Annotated in this window: 6 protein-coding genes and 1 pseudogene; 3 read left to right on the top strand and 4 right to left on the bottom strand. The window is 67.4% G+C overall.

What is annotated here, in order from left to right:
- The first annotated feature begins 120 nt into the window (after positions 1-120).
- A complete protein-coding gene (locus N7I30_RS09995) occupies positions 121-1,938 on the top strand; it encodes an outer membrane beta-barrel protein (RefSeq protein ID WP_498638551.1) in 1,818 nt (605 codons plus the stop codon).
- A gap of 167 nt (positions 1,939-2,105) precedes the next feature.
- Here N7I30_RS09995 and N7I30_RS09990 read toward each other — a convergent pair whose 3' ends face one another.
- Together N7I30_RS09990 and galU are read right to left on the bottom strand one after the other, a co-directional pair.
- A complete protein-coding gene (locus N7I30_RS09990; RefSeq protein ID WP_498638549.1) occupies positions 2,106-2,396 on the bottom strand; it encodes a hypothetical protein in 291 nt (96 codons plus the stop codon).
- Positions 2,397-2,652: 256 nt separating this feature from the next.
- On the bottom strand, positions 2,653-3,558 hold the full coding sequence (gene galU, locus N7I30_RS09985) for a UTP--glucose-1-phosphate uridylyltransferase GalU (protein ID WP_498638547.1): 906 nt from the start codon (positions 3,556-3,558) through the stop codon (positions 2,653-2,655).
- Between the two features lie 240 nt (positions 3,559-3,798).
- On the opposite strand from galU, the gene N7I30_RS09980 reads away from it, so the two are divergent.
- The gene (locus N7I30_RS09980) at positions 3,799-5,028 is read left to right on the top strand and encodes a lytic murein transglycosylase (RefSeq protein WP_024348928.1); all 1,230 of its coding nucleotides are present in this window, start codon (positions 3,799-3,801) and stop codon (positions 5,026-5,028) included.
- A gap of 37 nt (positions 5,029-5,065) precedes the next feature.
- Positions 5,066-6,457, top strand: a complete 1,392-nt coding sequence (locus N7I30_RS09975; protein ID WP_498638545.1) for an SGNH/GDSL hydrolase family protein — start codon at positions 5,066-5,068, stop codon at positions 6,455-6,457.
- Positions 6,458-7,336: 879 nt separating this feature from the next.
- On the opposite strand, the gene N7I30_RS09970 is transcribed toward N7I30_RS09975, so the two are convergent.
- Together N7I30_RS09970 and gltB are read right to left on the bottom strand one after the other, a co-directional pair.
- Complete coding sequence (locus N7I30_RS09970) at positions 7,337-8,791, bottom strand: glutamate synthase subunit beta (protein ID WP_498638543.1); 1,455 nt, start codon at positions 8,789-8,791, stop codon at positions 7,337-7,339.
- A gap of 117 nt (positions 8,792-8,908) precedes the next feature.
- Positions 8,909-13,534 (bottom strand): annotated as a pseudogene (gene gltB / locus N7I30_RS09965) (glutamate synthase large subunit); the annotation flags it as partial.
- Between the last annotated feature and the right edge of the window lie 463 nt (positions 13,535-13,997).

Below are 13,997 nucleotides of genomic sequence, written 5' to 3'. Positions count from 1 at the left end.
CGCAAACCCCGGTGTTGCGGGGCCCCGCGGAAAATATCAACGAATCCTTAACCATGAAAATTTACGCTTTCGCAACCGGCGCAGAGAAGGCGCGGGCAATGAGAGCGCAGGCAAACCGAGATGCCGACCATCCCCCGTCGATCCGCACGCATGATCGCCGCCACCGCCCTTCTGGGCGCGGCCGGCATCGGCGTCGGCCTGCCGGGTCTGCCGATCGCCCGTCCCGCTTTTGCCCAGTCGGCGCAGCAACCGCTGTTCCCGCAGCTGCGCACCGACGACGCCCGCCCGGCCGCGCCGCAAGCCTACGATCCCTATGATCTGAGGGCCGCGCCGCTGACCCGCGGCACCCGGCTCGATCCGTCCCTCATCGACCGGCTGGAGCAGTCCGGCGGCACGCCGGGCGACGATCGCCGCGATCCGGGCGGGGCCGATGCCGGCATCCTGCCGCCCGATCCGCGCGACGCCACTGAGACCGACGGCGCGACGTCACAGGAGTTCGATCTCTTCAGCGGCCCTGCCGCCGCGCCGCAAGGCCGCGCCGCCACCAGCCGCCCGGCGGCGCCCGTCCAGGCCTTCGATTCCGAGCCCGAGGCGGCCGATATTGCGGACGAGACCCTCGCCGAAGACCCGCGCGACGCACCGGCCTTCTCGGCCCGGCCCCGCGCCGGCGGACCGGCGGGCGCGGTCCGCGCCGTCGCGCCCCGCAATCCACCGCTGGCCGCCGGCATCGCCGACGAGGCGCCCGCCGTCGACAGCCCGCTGCGCACCAGCCGGACCGTCATCACTCCCGAGCGCGCGCCGGTCGTCGCCAGCGACGCCGAACCCTTCGCCCCGCTCGGCGTGCGCGCCGGCCGCTTCATGCTCTATCCCGAGCTGATCCAGACCCTCGGCGCCTCGACCAATATCGACGACGCGGTCGATGGCGAAAGCGGCATTTTCTCGGAAACGACGATCTCGGCCCGGCTCCTGTCCGACTGGTCCCGCCACGAAGCCGAGCTCAACGGCAGCCTCACCTATCGTCGCAACTTCGCCGGCGACACGCCGGAAGATCCCCGCGCCGCCCTCGACGGTCGCCTGCGCCTCGATCTCGACCGCATGACCACCGCCACGCTGCGTGGCGCCATCGACTATGCCCGCGAGGACACCGTCGACATTTCCGACAGCTTCGTCGGCACCGACCAGGCCGACCGCCTGCAGGGCTCGCTCTCCGGTCAGCTCGAACGCCGCTTCGGCCGCCTCGTCGTCAGCGGCACGGGCACGCTCGCGCGCACCGCCTATGCCGACCTGCCGGCCGGCGCCATCGACCAGGACTACACCACCCTCACCGCGACCTTGCGCACCGGCTACGAGATCTCGCCCGCCGTCACGCCCTTCGTCGAGGCAAGCCTCGGCCGCCGGCTGTTCGATGTGCCCGGCGAGGAAGCCGACGGCGCCTTCGACCGCGACGCCCTGCTGCCGGCGCTGCGCGGCGGCGTCGCCCTCGATGTCACCGAGAAGCTGCGCGGCGAGATCGCCCTCGGCTATGCCTGGAACCGTCCCGACGACGATCGCGGCGAGGCGACCAGCGCGCCGACGCTGGACGCCAGCCTCGTCTGGTCGCCGCAGCGCGGCACCGAAGTGACCACCGCCCTGCGGACCCGCTTCGAGCCCGAGACCTCCGGCCGCTCCACCATCGTCGCCTATGAGGGCTCGCTGGGCTTGCGCCATGCCCTCGACACGCGCACCGAACTGACCGCGACGGCGCTGGCGGAATTCAGCAATTCCACCATTCCCGGCGACGACGAGACGCTGCTGACCGGCGAGGCCGGCTTCACCTACTGGCTGCACCGCGGCTTCGCCGTCACCGGCCTCTACACCCACCGCCAGCTCTACACCGACGACGGCACCGGCGATTACGGCTCCGACACCCTCCGCATCGGCATGAAACTGCAGCGGTAGGGGTGAGGGCATGCGCGGAGCGGGGTGGGGGACGGACGGTGTCGAGTCAACTTGACCAAGCCCTTCACCGCCCTCCAGCGTTACCCCGAGAGCGCACCCTCGTTCTGTGAAACAGAATGCGATGATCCTGTTTCACAGCTTGGGGAAGTACGGACGCGCTTCTCGTCTCAGACCAGCTGTTTTACGTCCGACTCTGCGGTTTTGATAAGCTCATCGACAGCACTAAGACCCGTAGCATGCTGAAAATCGATCCTCGTTGCAAGCTCAACCGTATAAATGAGGCTCGCTTTGTATTTGTCAGGGTATATTATGACAACAGGAGCACCATTTTCATACACCTGTATTCGAACTTCGTCCGGTTTTGCGGGCTCTATAAAAGCAAGAACTTCATAGTCGACCCCCTTGTGTGAAAAACTATGCTTTTTAAAAACGTTAGCATTAGAGCTAGGCATCGCCATCTTCTCCTAATTTTGTTGCCATGTGGAACAGAATTGTCAATTCTAGTTCAAGATTCCCTGAACATGAAGTCCGCCTACGTACTAGCTCGACTGACCTGCCGTTCCGCGTTCCACCCATGTCGGCCCTACGGTTTCCACCAGATGCTGTAGGTCGCCCCCCGGGGCACCGCTGTCGAGTCCAGCCCCACACAAAAAACGCCGGCGGCCACCCCTCAGGGCAACGCCGCCGGCGCGTTCTACCGTCTTTGCAGCGCCGCTATTCGGCGGCCTTCGCCGCATCCTTCGGCTTCACCGTGTCCATCAGCCGCTCCATGTTGCCGATCACCTTGTCGCGGATGTCCGGGCGCCACAGGGCGAAGGCGACGTTCGCCTCGATAAAGCCTTCCTTCGAGCCGCAGTCGAAGGTGCGGCCGTGGAACGGATAGGCGTAGAAATCCTGCTGGTCGGCCAGCTTCAGCATGCCGTCGGTCAGCTGGATCTCGTTGCCGGCACCCTTCTCCTGGGTCTCCAGAATGTCGAAGATCTGCGGCTGCAGGATGTAGCGGCCCGAGATGTAGTAGTTCGACGGCGCGTCGGCCGGCTTCGGCTTCTCCACCATGCCGTCGAGGCGGAAGCCCGAGCCCACGTCTTCGCCGCGCCCGACGATGCCGTATTTGTCGGTCTCCTGCGGGTCGCACTGCTCCACCGAGATGACGTTGCCGCCGGTCTCCTCGTAGAGCCGTACCATCTCGGCAAGGCAGCCCTTCTCGGCCTGCATGATCATGTCCGGCAGGAGCAGCGCGAAGGGCTCGTCGCCGACGAGATCGCGCGCGCACCACACCGCGTGGCCGAGGCCGAGCGGCGCCTGCTGGCGGGTGAAGCTGGCCGTACCGGGCTTCGGCTGCAGCCGGTCGAGGAGGTCGAGTTCGGCCGTCTTGCCGCGCTCCGCCAGGGTGTTCGACAGTTCCACCTGGATGTCGAAATAATCCTCGATGACGCCCTTGTTGCGTCCCGTGACGAAGATCAGATGCTCGATGCCGGCTTCCCGCGCCTCGTCGACCACATACTGGATCACCGGCCGGTCGACGACCGTCAGCATCTCCTTGGGGATCGCCTTCGTCGCCGGCAGGAACCGCGTGCCGAGACCGGCCACCGGAAACACCGCTTTTCTGACTTTCTTCATCCTTGCACCGTCCTCATCAAACTGGATTTCTGACGCTATCACGCGCGTGCTCACCGTCCTGTGACAGTCGGCACATTGCCGCCATTTCGCCCCGAAATAGCGGCATAAGTCGGTTCGGCCAGATCGCCCGGCCCGGCGTATCGAGATCGGCTGCCCATGCGCCGTCTTGGTGAACGATCGCTTAACGAGATGCTTCTAGTCTGCCGCTTCACACAGCGACCCTATCTGAGGAGAAGACATATGCAACGAGCGTCCGCAATCCGGCAGAGCTGGCTGGGCTCGGTCATCATGGCCCTGTTGCTGTCGTTCCTTGCGGCAGCGCCGGCCTCCGCCGATGCCGGTTTCCAGCGCTGGATCGCCGATTTCGAGTCCGTCGCCGCCTCCAACGGCGTCAGCCGCAACGTCTACCGGGCCGCCTTCAAGGGCGTCACCTCCCCCGACCCCGACGTCATCGAGAAGGCCCGCTACCAGCCCGAATTCCGCTCCACCGTCTGGGACTATCTCGACAACCGCGTCAATGACGAGCAGGTCGCCAAGGGGCGCCAGATGGCGGCCAAATACAAGGACTGGCTCGACCGGATCGAGAAGCGCTTCGGCGTCGATCGCAACATTCTTCTGGCGATCTGGTCGATGGAGACCAATTACGGCGCCATCCTGGCCCGCGACGACGTCATGAAGAACCTGCCGCGCTCGCTGGCCACCCTTGCCTATCTCGACAAGCGCCGGGCCAAGTTCGCCCGCCAGCAGCTCATCGCGGCGCTGAAGATCGTCCAGGCCGGCCATATCGCGCCGGGCGACCTCACCAGCTCCTGGGCCGGCGCCATGGGCCACACCCAGTTCATCCCGACCAGCTACCTCGCCTATGCGGCGGACATCGACGGCGACGGCCATCCCAACATCTGGGGCTCGATCCCGGACGCGCTGGCCACCGCGGCCAACCTCCTGCGCAAGAATGGCTGGCAGACCGGCAAGACCTGGGGCTACGAGGTCGAGGTGCCGAGCCAGTATCGCGGCAAGCTGGAGCGCGACAATCGCAGCCTGTCCCAGTGGCAGGGCCTCGGTTTCTCGCGGCCCAATGGCAGCGGCTTCGCCTATCCGTCCGACCGCGCCAACCTGGTCCGGCTGGCCGGCGACAGCGGCCCGGCCTTCCTGATGTCGAAGAACTTCTTCGTCCTCAAGAACTACAACAATTCCGACAAATACGCCCTCGCCGTCGGCCTCCTCGCCGACCAGATCGCCGGCTATCACGGCCTCTATCGCGACTGGCCGCGCGGCTACACGCCGCTCTCCACCAACGAGCGTTACGAGCTGCAGAAGCACCTCGCCTCGCGCGGGCTGTATGACGGCAAGATCGATGGTAAGATCGGCGACGGATCGAAATCGGCGATCATGGCGTTGCAGGGTCGGGCCGGTCTCGCCCAGGATGGCAACGCCTCCAAGGCGCTGCTCGACTTCCTGCGGCGCAACTGACGGGCCGCGGCGCAAACGAGAGAGAACGGAGACCCCGATGGCGGGAGCTCGACACGGCAGCAGCCCCGCAAGGGGCTGGCTCGCCAGGATGATGGTCGCCGCGCTGGCGGCCATTGCCGTTTTCGTCACGGCGGTCGTGCCGCAATCGGCGGCCTACGCCCAGCAGCGTCCGCGCACCGTCCTGGAAATGCTGTTCGGCAACCAGACCCGGGAGGCCGCGCCGCCGCGCCGCGTCATTCGCAAGCGTGCCGCCCCGCGCAAGCAGCGCACCCGCCGCTCGCGCTCCTCCTCCTCCTCCAAGCGCACGAGCCCGTCGCGTGTGCCCGCCGCAGCAGCTGCCGCCGCGCCGGACAAGAACGACACCGCCCAGACCGTCCTCGTCGTCGGCGACTTCATGGCCGACAGCCTCGCCAAGGGCCTGTCCGACGTCTATGCCGACAATGCCGACGTCAAGGTGAAGGCCCGCGCCAACGGCTCCTCCGGCCTCGTGCGCGAGGATTACTACAACTGGCGGACCAGTCTCGGTCCGATCATGGAGGAGGAGAAGCCGGCCGTCGTCGTCGTGATGATCGGCTCCAACGACCGCCAGCAGATCGACACCGGCAGCGGCAGCGCGTCGCTGCGTTCCGACGCCTGGGTCGCCGAGTACCAGAAGCGGATCGCCGCCATTGCCGGCACGGTCAAGGAGAAGGGCGTGCCCCTCGTCTGGGTCGGCGTGCCGTCCTTCAAGTTCGATCGCATGAGCGAGGACATGATCTTCCTCAACGATCTCTACAGCAAGGGCGTGGCCAGCGTCTCCGGCGAGTTCGTCGATGTCTGGGACGGCTTCGTCGACGCCAATGGCGGCTTCGTCTATTCCGGCCCTGGCGTCAGCGGCCAGAAGGTGCAGCTGCGCGGCTCCGACGGCATCACCATGACCGGCGACGGCGCCGACAAGCTGGCTTTCTTCGCCGAGCGCGCCATCACCAAGCGCCTGCGCAACCCGGCGGCGCCCGGCACCGCCTTCTCGCTCAGCGAGGAACAGCTGCCCAACATGCAGCTGCCGCCGATCAGCAATGCCGCCAATGCCGTCAACGCCGCGCCGGTCGCCCTCGACGATCCCTCCCTCGACGGCGCCGACCGGCTGCTGGGTGCCGGCGCCGTCCAGGGCTTCTCGCTGGAGCCCTCGCCGCGCGACCGGCTCGTCCTCAACGGCAACAGCACCGGCAACATCGCCGGCCGCGCCGACGACTTCGCCTGGAACGAGAAACGCGCCGCCGTCTCGCCGGGCGGCCCGCCCATCGCCTATCGCGGCTCCCTCGATCTCAACAAGCTGCGCGAAAACGAAGGCATCGAGCCGCCGGAGGAAATGCCCTCCATCCTCGACGCCATCATCGAGGACTGGTCCCGCTCCAACGACGCCGCCAGCGGAACAACGCCGCAGGGATAGGCGATCGCGGCGACCGCCACCGGAGGCCAGCCGAAGCGCGGGCATGCGCCCGCCGGCAGAGCCACGCCCGACGACAAGCCGCCCCCGTCAAACAAGGTCGTCATCCTCGGGCCCCGACCCGAGGACCTATGCCTCGCCCTATGCGCCGTCCGCTCCGCCAACGACAAGCCACCCGGCGCGCCCCGTGCAGCTAACCACCACCGCCCAGGTCATCCCAACGATTTGGCATGGGTCCTCGGGTCAAGCCCGAGGATGACGCGCGGAGGAGGCAGCACGCCAACTTGCAGCGTCGCATCGGCAGGGAGGCAGCGTGACGTGGACGCGCGGATGGGGCCTGTGGACGCGCAGAGGGCGTGACACTCCGTCAGCGAGGGCGTCCCCTCCAGCGAACGCGTCGCGCGGATAGCAGGTGTGAGCCGCGCCGCTCTCGCCTGCCGCATCCGCAGCAGCACGACGGCCGGCGATGAGTGACGCCTCTCATCAAGGTCGTCATCCTCGGGCTCCGACCCGAGGACCCATGCCGCGCCACCCGCGCTATCCACTCCGCCAACGGTTAACCACTCAACGCCCTGCCGCAGCCAACCGCCACCGCCCAGGTCATCCCAACGATTTGGCATGGGTCCTCGGGTCAGGCCCGAGGATGACGCGCGGAGGAGGCAGCACGCCAACTTGCAGCGTCGCGTCGGCAGGGAGGCAGGGATGTTGACGCGCGCGTCTATGCGGCGATCGCGCGGCACCACGCCGGCGACAAGCCGCCCCCGCCCAACAAGGTCGTCATCCTCGGGCTCCGACCCGAGGACCCATGCCTCGCCCTCGGCCCCGTCCGCTCCTTCATGCACCATCCGCCGAGCGACGTGGCGTCGCCGCCCGCAGCCGCCCCTACCGCGGCAGGGTCGTGGCGCCCATCAGGTCGAGATCGATGGCGCGGGCCGCCTGGCGGCCTTCGCGGATCGCCCAGACCACCAGCGACTGGCCGCGGCGGCTGTCGCCGGCAGCGTACAGCTTGTCGACCGAGGTCAGGTAGCCGAGATCGTCGGCGGCGATGGAGACATTGCCGCGGCGGTCGGTGTTGGTGCGCAGCGCCTCGCCGACATCGCTCATGAAGCCGGTCTCGGACGGGCCGGCAAAGCCGATAGCAATGAAGGCGAGATCGGCCTTGATGACGAATTCCGTGCCGGCGATCGGCTTGCGGGCCTCGTCCACCTGGGCGCATTTCACGCCGGTCAGGACGCCGTCCTCGCCGACGAATTCGAGCGTCGCGATCTGGAACTCGCGGATCGCGCCCTCGGCCTGGCTCGACGAGGTGCGCATCTTGGTCGCCCAGTAGGGCCAGACTTCCAGCTTGTTCTCGGTCTTGGGCGGCTGCGGCCGGATGTCGAGCTGGGTCACCTTGACGGCGCCCTGGCGGAAGGCGGTGCCGACGCAGTCCGAGGCGGTGTCGCCGCCGCCGACCACGACGACATGCTTGCCCCCGGCCCAGATCTCTTCGCACGGCCAGCCGACGCTCTCGACCGGCTCGCTGCCGACCCGGCGGTTCTGCTGCACCAGGTACGGCATGGCGTCGTAGACGCCGGACAGGCCGTCATGCGGGATGCCGCTGTCGCGCGGCCGCTCCGAGCCGCCGCAGAACAGGACGGCGTCGTAGGTTGCGCGCAGTTCCTCGACGGTCTTGTCGACGCCGACATTGACGCCGCAGAAGAAGGTGACGCCCTCCCCTTCCATTTGCTCGACGCGGCGGTCGATCCAGTGCTTTTCCATCTTGAAGTCGGGAATGCCGTAGCGCAGCAGGCCGCCGGGGCGGGTCTCGCGCTCATAGACATGCACCGCATGGCCGGCGCGGCCGAGCTGCTGGGCGGCGGCCATGCCCGCCGGGCCCGAGCCGATCACCGCCACCGTCTTGCCGGTCTGCTGCTTGGCCGGCTGCGGCCGGATCAGGCCCAGCGCGTAGGCCTTGTCGGCGATCGCCTGCTCGACGGTCTTGATGGCGACCGGCGTGTCTTCCAGGTTCAGCGTACAGGCTTCCTCGCAGGGCGCGGGGCAGATGCGGCCGGTGAACTCCGGGAAGTTGTTGGTCGAATGCAGGTTGCGGGCGGCCGTCTCCCAGTCGCCGGAATAGACCAGATCGTTCCAGTCCGGGATCTGGTTGTGCACCGGGCAGCCCGTCGGCCCGTGGCAATAGGGGATGCCGCAATCCATGCAGCGTGCCGCCTGCTTGCCGACTTCCGCGTCGGACATCGGCAGGGTGAACTCGCGAAAATGGCGGATTCGATCGGATGCCGGCTGATACTTCTGCGTCTGCCGATCGATCTCGAGAAATCCGGTGACCTTACCCATACCCACTCCAACAGTCTCTTGTGCGGGCTTCAGTGCCGCACCCAATGCTCGACGTCCAGCCCAAAGGGCCCACCCGGCGCCGCGCGGCACATCAGCCACGCGGCGCATCGCGGTGGATCACTCGGCGGCGACGCCGAGCCGCATGCGCTCCATCTCCTGCAGCGCGCGGCGGTATTCGACCGGCATGACCTTGACGAATTTCGGCCGGTGCTCCTCCCAGTTCTCCAGCATCTCCGCCGCCCGGCGCGAGCCGGTATAGTGGTGATGGTTGGAGATCAGCTGGAACAGCCGCTCGCCGTCGTGGCTGGTCATGTCCGAGGACAGGTCGACCCGGCCCTTGTACTGGAGGTCGCCGCCATGGTGGTGCAGCTTCTCCATGATGTCGTCCTCTTCGGGAACCGGCTCCAGATCGACCATGGCCATGTTGCAGCGCTCGGCGAAGTCGCCGACCGCGTCATAGACATAGGCGACGCCGCCCGACATGCCGGCCGCGAAGTTGCGGCCGGTCTCGCCGAGAATGACGACGACACCGCCGGTCATGTACTCGCAGCCATGGTCGCCGACGCCCTCGACCACCGCCACGGCGCCCGAATTGCGCACGGCGAAGCGCTCGCCGGCGACGCCGCGGAAATAGCACTCGCCCGAGATCGCCCCGTAGAGCACCGTGTTGCCGATGATGATCGACTCCTCCGGCACGATGCGGGTGTCCTCGCGCGGGCGCACCACGATGCGGCCGCCCGACAGGCCCTTGCCGACATAGTCGTTGCCGTCGCCGGTCAGCTCGAAGGTGATGCCGCGGGCGAGGAACGCGCCGAAGCTCTGGCCGGCGGTGCCGGTCAGCTTCACCGTGATGGTGTCGTCGCGCAGGCCCTTCAGCCCGTAGCGCTTGGCCACCTCGCCCGACAGCATCGCGCCGGTCGAGCGGTCGACGTTGGAGATCGGCGTCTCGATGGTCACCGGCTGGCGCGCCGACAGGGCGGGCTCGGCCTCGGCGATCAGCTTGCGGTCGAGAATGTCGACGATCGGGTGCTCCTGCAGCTTCGTCCAGCGCACCGCCTCGGGCGCCGCATCGGGCTTGTAGAACACCTTGGAGAAGTCGAGACCGCGCGCCTTCCAGTGCTCGATCATCGGCTTCTTCTCGAGCAGCTGCGACTGGCCGACCAGTTCGGCCATGGTCCGCACGCCCATCTCGGCCATGATCATGCGCACCTCTTCCGCGACATAGAAGAAGTAGTTGATCACGTGCTCCGGGGCGCCCTTGAAGCGCTTGCGCAGCACCGGGTCCTGGGTGGCGACGCCGACCGGGCAGGTGTTCAGATGGCACTTGCGCATCATGATGCAGCCGGCGGCGATCAGCGGCGCCGTCGAGAAGCCGAACTCGTCGGCGCCCAGCAGCGCCCCGACGATGACGTCGCGGCCGGTCCGCAGGCCGCCGTCCACCTGCAGGCAGACGCGGTCGCGCAGGCCGTTCATCACCAGCGTCTGCTGGGTCTCGGCGAGGCCCATCTCCCACGGGCTGCCGGCATGCTTGATCGAGGTCATCGGCGAAGCGCCGGTGCCGCCGTCATAGCCCGACACGATGATGTGGTCGGCGCGCGCCTTGGCGACACCCGCCGCGACCGTGCCGACGCCGACTTCCGACACCAGCTTGACCGAGATGTCGGCCGCCGGATTGACGTTCTTCAGGTCGTAGATGAGCTGCGCCAGATCCTCGATCGAATAGATGTCGTGATGCGGCGGCGGCGAGATCAGGCCGACGCCCGGCGTCGAATGCCGGGTCTTGGCGATGGTCGCGTCGACCTTGTGGCCGGGCAGCTGGCCGCCCTCGCCGGGCTTGGCGCCCTGCGCGACCTTGATCTGCAGCATGTCGGCATTGACGAGATATTCCGTCGTCACGCCGAAACGGCCCGACGCGATCTGCTTGATCGCCGAACGCTCGGGGTTGGGCGTGCCGTCGCTCAGCGGCAGGAAGCGGTCCGATTCCTCGCCGCCCTCGCCGGTGTTCGACTTGCCGCCGATCTGGTTCATCGCCCGCGCCAGCGTCGTATGCGCCTCGCGCGAGATCGAGCCGAAGGACATGGCGCCGGTGCAGAAGCGCTTGACGATGTCCTTGGCCGACTCGACCTCGTCCAGCGGCACCGGCGTGCGGCCGGCTTCCTCGGCCATCTTGATGTGGAACAGGCCGCGAATGGTCGAGCTCTCGACCGCCGCCTCGTTCACCATCTTGGCGTAGTCCTGGTACTTCTCCCAGGAATCGGTGCGCACGGCGTGCTGCAGCGTCGCCACTGCATCCGGCGACCACATGTGGGTCTCGCCGCGCATGCGGTAGACATATTCGCCGCCGATATCGAGCGAGCGCTGCAGGATCGGGTCGTCGGAGAAGGCGCGGGCATGGCGCTCGGCCGTCTCGCGGGCGACCTCTTCCAGGCCGACGCCCTCGATGGTCGTCGCCGTGCCGGTGAAGTAGCGCTCGACGAATTCCGACTGCAGGCCGACCGCGTCGAAGATCTGCGCGCCGCAATAGGACTGGTAGGTCGAGATGCCCATCTTGGACATGACCTTCAAAAGGCCCTTGCCCACCGACTTGATGTAGCGGGTCACCACCTCGTTGGCGTCGACCTCCGGCGGGAATTCCTTGCGCCGGTGCATGTCGAGCAGCGTGTCGAAGGCCAGATACGGGTTGATCGCCTCGGCGCCGTAGCCGGCGAGACAGGCGAAGTGATGCACCTCGCGCGGCTCGCCCGATTCCACCACCAGGCCGGCGGCGGTGCGCAGGCCCTTGCGGATCAGGTGATGATGCACGGCCGCGCAGGCCAGCAGCGCCGGGATCGGGATGCGATCCGGGCCGACCTGCCGGTCCGACAGGATGATGATGTTGTAGCCGCCGGCGACCGCCGCCTCGGCGCGCTCGCACAGGCGCTCCACCGCACCCGCCATGCCCGCCGCGCCGGCTTCCGCCGCATAGGTCATGTCGATGGTCTTGGTGTCGAACCGGTCCTCGGTGTGGCCGATGTTGCGGATCTTCTCCAGATCGCCATTGGTCAGGATCGGCTGGCGCACCTCCAGCCGCTTGCGGCGCGAGGAGCCCTCCAGGTCGAAGATGTTCGGCCGCGGCCCGATGAAGGAGACGAGGCTCATCACCAGCTCCTCGCGGATCGGGTCGATCGGCGGGTTGGTGACCTGGGCGAAGTTCTGCTTGAAATAGGTGTAGAGCAGCTTCGACGACGACGACATCGCCGAGATCGGCGTGTCGGTGCCCATCGAGCCGATCGCTTCCTGGCCGGTGGTGGCCATCGGCGCCATCAGCGTGCGGGTGTCCTCCAGCGTGTAGCCGAAGGCCTGCTCGCGATCGAGCAGCGAGACGTCCGAGCGCGAGGCGCGCGGCGCCACCGGCTTCAGGTTCTCCAGGATGATCTGGGTGTTCTTCAGCCACTCGCCATAGGGGTTGGCCGACGCCGTCTCGCGCTTGATGTCTTCGTCGGAGACGATGCCACCCTTCTCCAGGTCGATCAGCAGCATGCGGCCGGGCTGCAGCCGCCACTTCTTGACGATGCGCGCCTCGTCCACCGGCAGCGTGCCGGCTTCCGACGCCAGGATCACCAGATCGTCGTCGGTGACGATGTAGCGGGCCGGGCGCAGGCCGTTGCGGTCCAGCGTCGCGCCGATCTGGCGACCGTCGGTGAAGGCGACGGCGGCGGGGCCGTCCCACGGCTCCATCAGCGCGGCGTGATACTCGTAGAACGCCTGGGTGTCCTTCGGCATCTGCTTGTTGCCGGCCCAGGCTTCCGGGATCAGCATCATCATGGCGTGGGACAGCGGATAGCCGCCCTCGGTCAGGAATTCGAGCGCGTTGTCGAAGCAGGCGGTGTCGGACTGGCCCTCGTAGGAGATCGGCCACAGCTTGGAGATGTCGTTGCCGAACAGCTCCGAATCGACCGAGGCCTGGCGCGCCGCCATCCAGTTGACGTTGCCGCGCAGCGTGTTGATCTCGCCGTTATGGGCGACCATCCGGTAGGGATGGGCGAGCTTCCAGGACGGGAAGGTGTTGGTCGAGAAGCGCTGATGCACCAGGGCCAGCGCGCTCTCGAAGCGCGGATCGGTCAGGTCGGCGTAATAGGCGCCGAGCTGGTAGGCCAGGAACATGCCCTTGTAGACGATGGTGCGGGCCGACAGCGACACGACATAGAAGCCGATGTCGCGGCCTTCCGTCTCCACATGGACGCGGTTCGATACGACCTTGCGCAGGATGAACAGCCGGCGCTCGAACTCGTCGTCGCTGGTCAGCGTCGGGGCCCGGCCGATGAAGACCTGACGGTGCACCGGCTCGGTCGCCAGGATCTCCGGCGCCTTCGACAGCTGGGAATTGTCCACCGGCACGTCGCGCCAGCCGAGGATCGTCTGGCCCTCCTCGCGCACGACCTCCTCGAACACCGCCTCGATATGGCGGCGCTTCTCGGCGTCCTGCGGCATGAAGACGTGGCCGACGCCGTACTGGCCGGCGGCCGGCAGCTCGACGCCCTGGCCGGCCATCTCCTCGCGGTAGAGCCGGTCCGGGATCTGCACCAGCATGCCGGCGCCGTCGCCCATCAGCGGATCGGCGCCCACGGCGCCGCGATGGGTCAAGTTTTCGAGGATCTGCAGGCCCTTCTCGACGATCGAGTGGGACTTCTGGTTCTTCATATGCGCGATGAAGCCGACCCCGCAGGCATCGTGCTCGTTGCGCGGATCGTAGAGGCCGATCTTCTCCGGCATGGTGCGCGGCTTGATCGCGGCACCGATGGTCGCGGCGGCGGTGTCGTTCGAGATCGTGGTCCCGAAGGTCCCGGCGTTGGATGGCGTCAGCTTCGTCATCGCGTCGTCTCCCGTCGTCGCGCCGCCGTTTCCGGCCGCGCATCTTGTCGCGCCGTTTCAGGCGCAACCTTGGCTCCGGTCCCGCGCCGTCCGCCTGTTGCGGGAGAAGCTCCCTCAGGCGTCCGGGCCGAACCCGAGCGACAATGTCTCGTTTCCGCCGGCTTTTCGCATGACCGCTGGCGTCAGGATAGAACCCGGGCGCGTCTTTTCCGCGCGCCATCGTGCCAGATCGCGCTTTTTCACCAGCCGATTTATGGCAGCATCACTGTCCTATCGGCCGTAATATGACAGAAGCGGTGCCACGCCACAAGGCCACCCCCGGCAGCGCCCCTCGCGGACCCACGCGGATTCGCCA

The organism is Aurantimonas litoralis (assembly GCF_026153195.1).
Lineage (GTDB): Bacteria > Pseudomonadota > Alphaproteobacteria > Rhizobiales > Rhizobiaceae > Aurantimonas > Aurantimonas coralicida.
This window is presented reverse-complemented; position numbering and strand designations above follow the sequence as displayed.

Bases quoted from the DNA above. Each gene is read 5' to 3' on its own strand.
- N7I30_RS09995 (WP_498638551.1), top strand. From the start codon at position 121: ATGCCGACCATCCCCCGTCGATCCGCACGCATGATCGCCGCCACCGCC.
- N7I30_RS09990 (WP_498638549.1), bottom strand. From the start codon at position 2,396: ATGGCGATGCCTAGCTCTAATGCTAACGTTTTTAAAAAGCATAGTTTT.
- galU (WP_498638547.1), bottom strand. From the start codon at position 3,558: ATGAAGAAAGTCAGAAAAGCGGTGTTTCCGGTGGCCGGTCTCGGCACG.
- N7I30_RS09980 (WP_024348928.1), top strand. From the start codon at position 3,799: ATGCAACGAGCGTCCGCAATCCGGCAGAGCTGGCTGGGCTCGGTCATC.
- N7I30_RS09975 (WP_498638545.1), top strand. From the start codon at position 5,066: ATGGCGGGAGCTCGACACGGCAGCAGCCCCGCAAGGGGCTGGCTCGCC.
- N7I30_RS09970 (WP_498638543.1), bottom strand. From the start codon at position 8,791: ATGGGTAAGGTCACCGGATTTCTCGAGATCGATCGGCAGACGCAGAAG.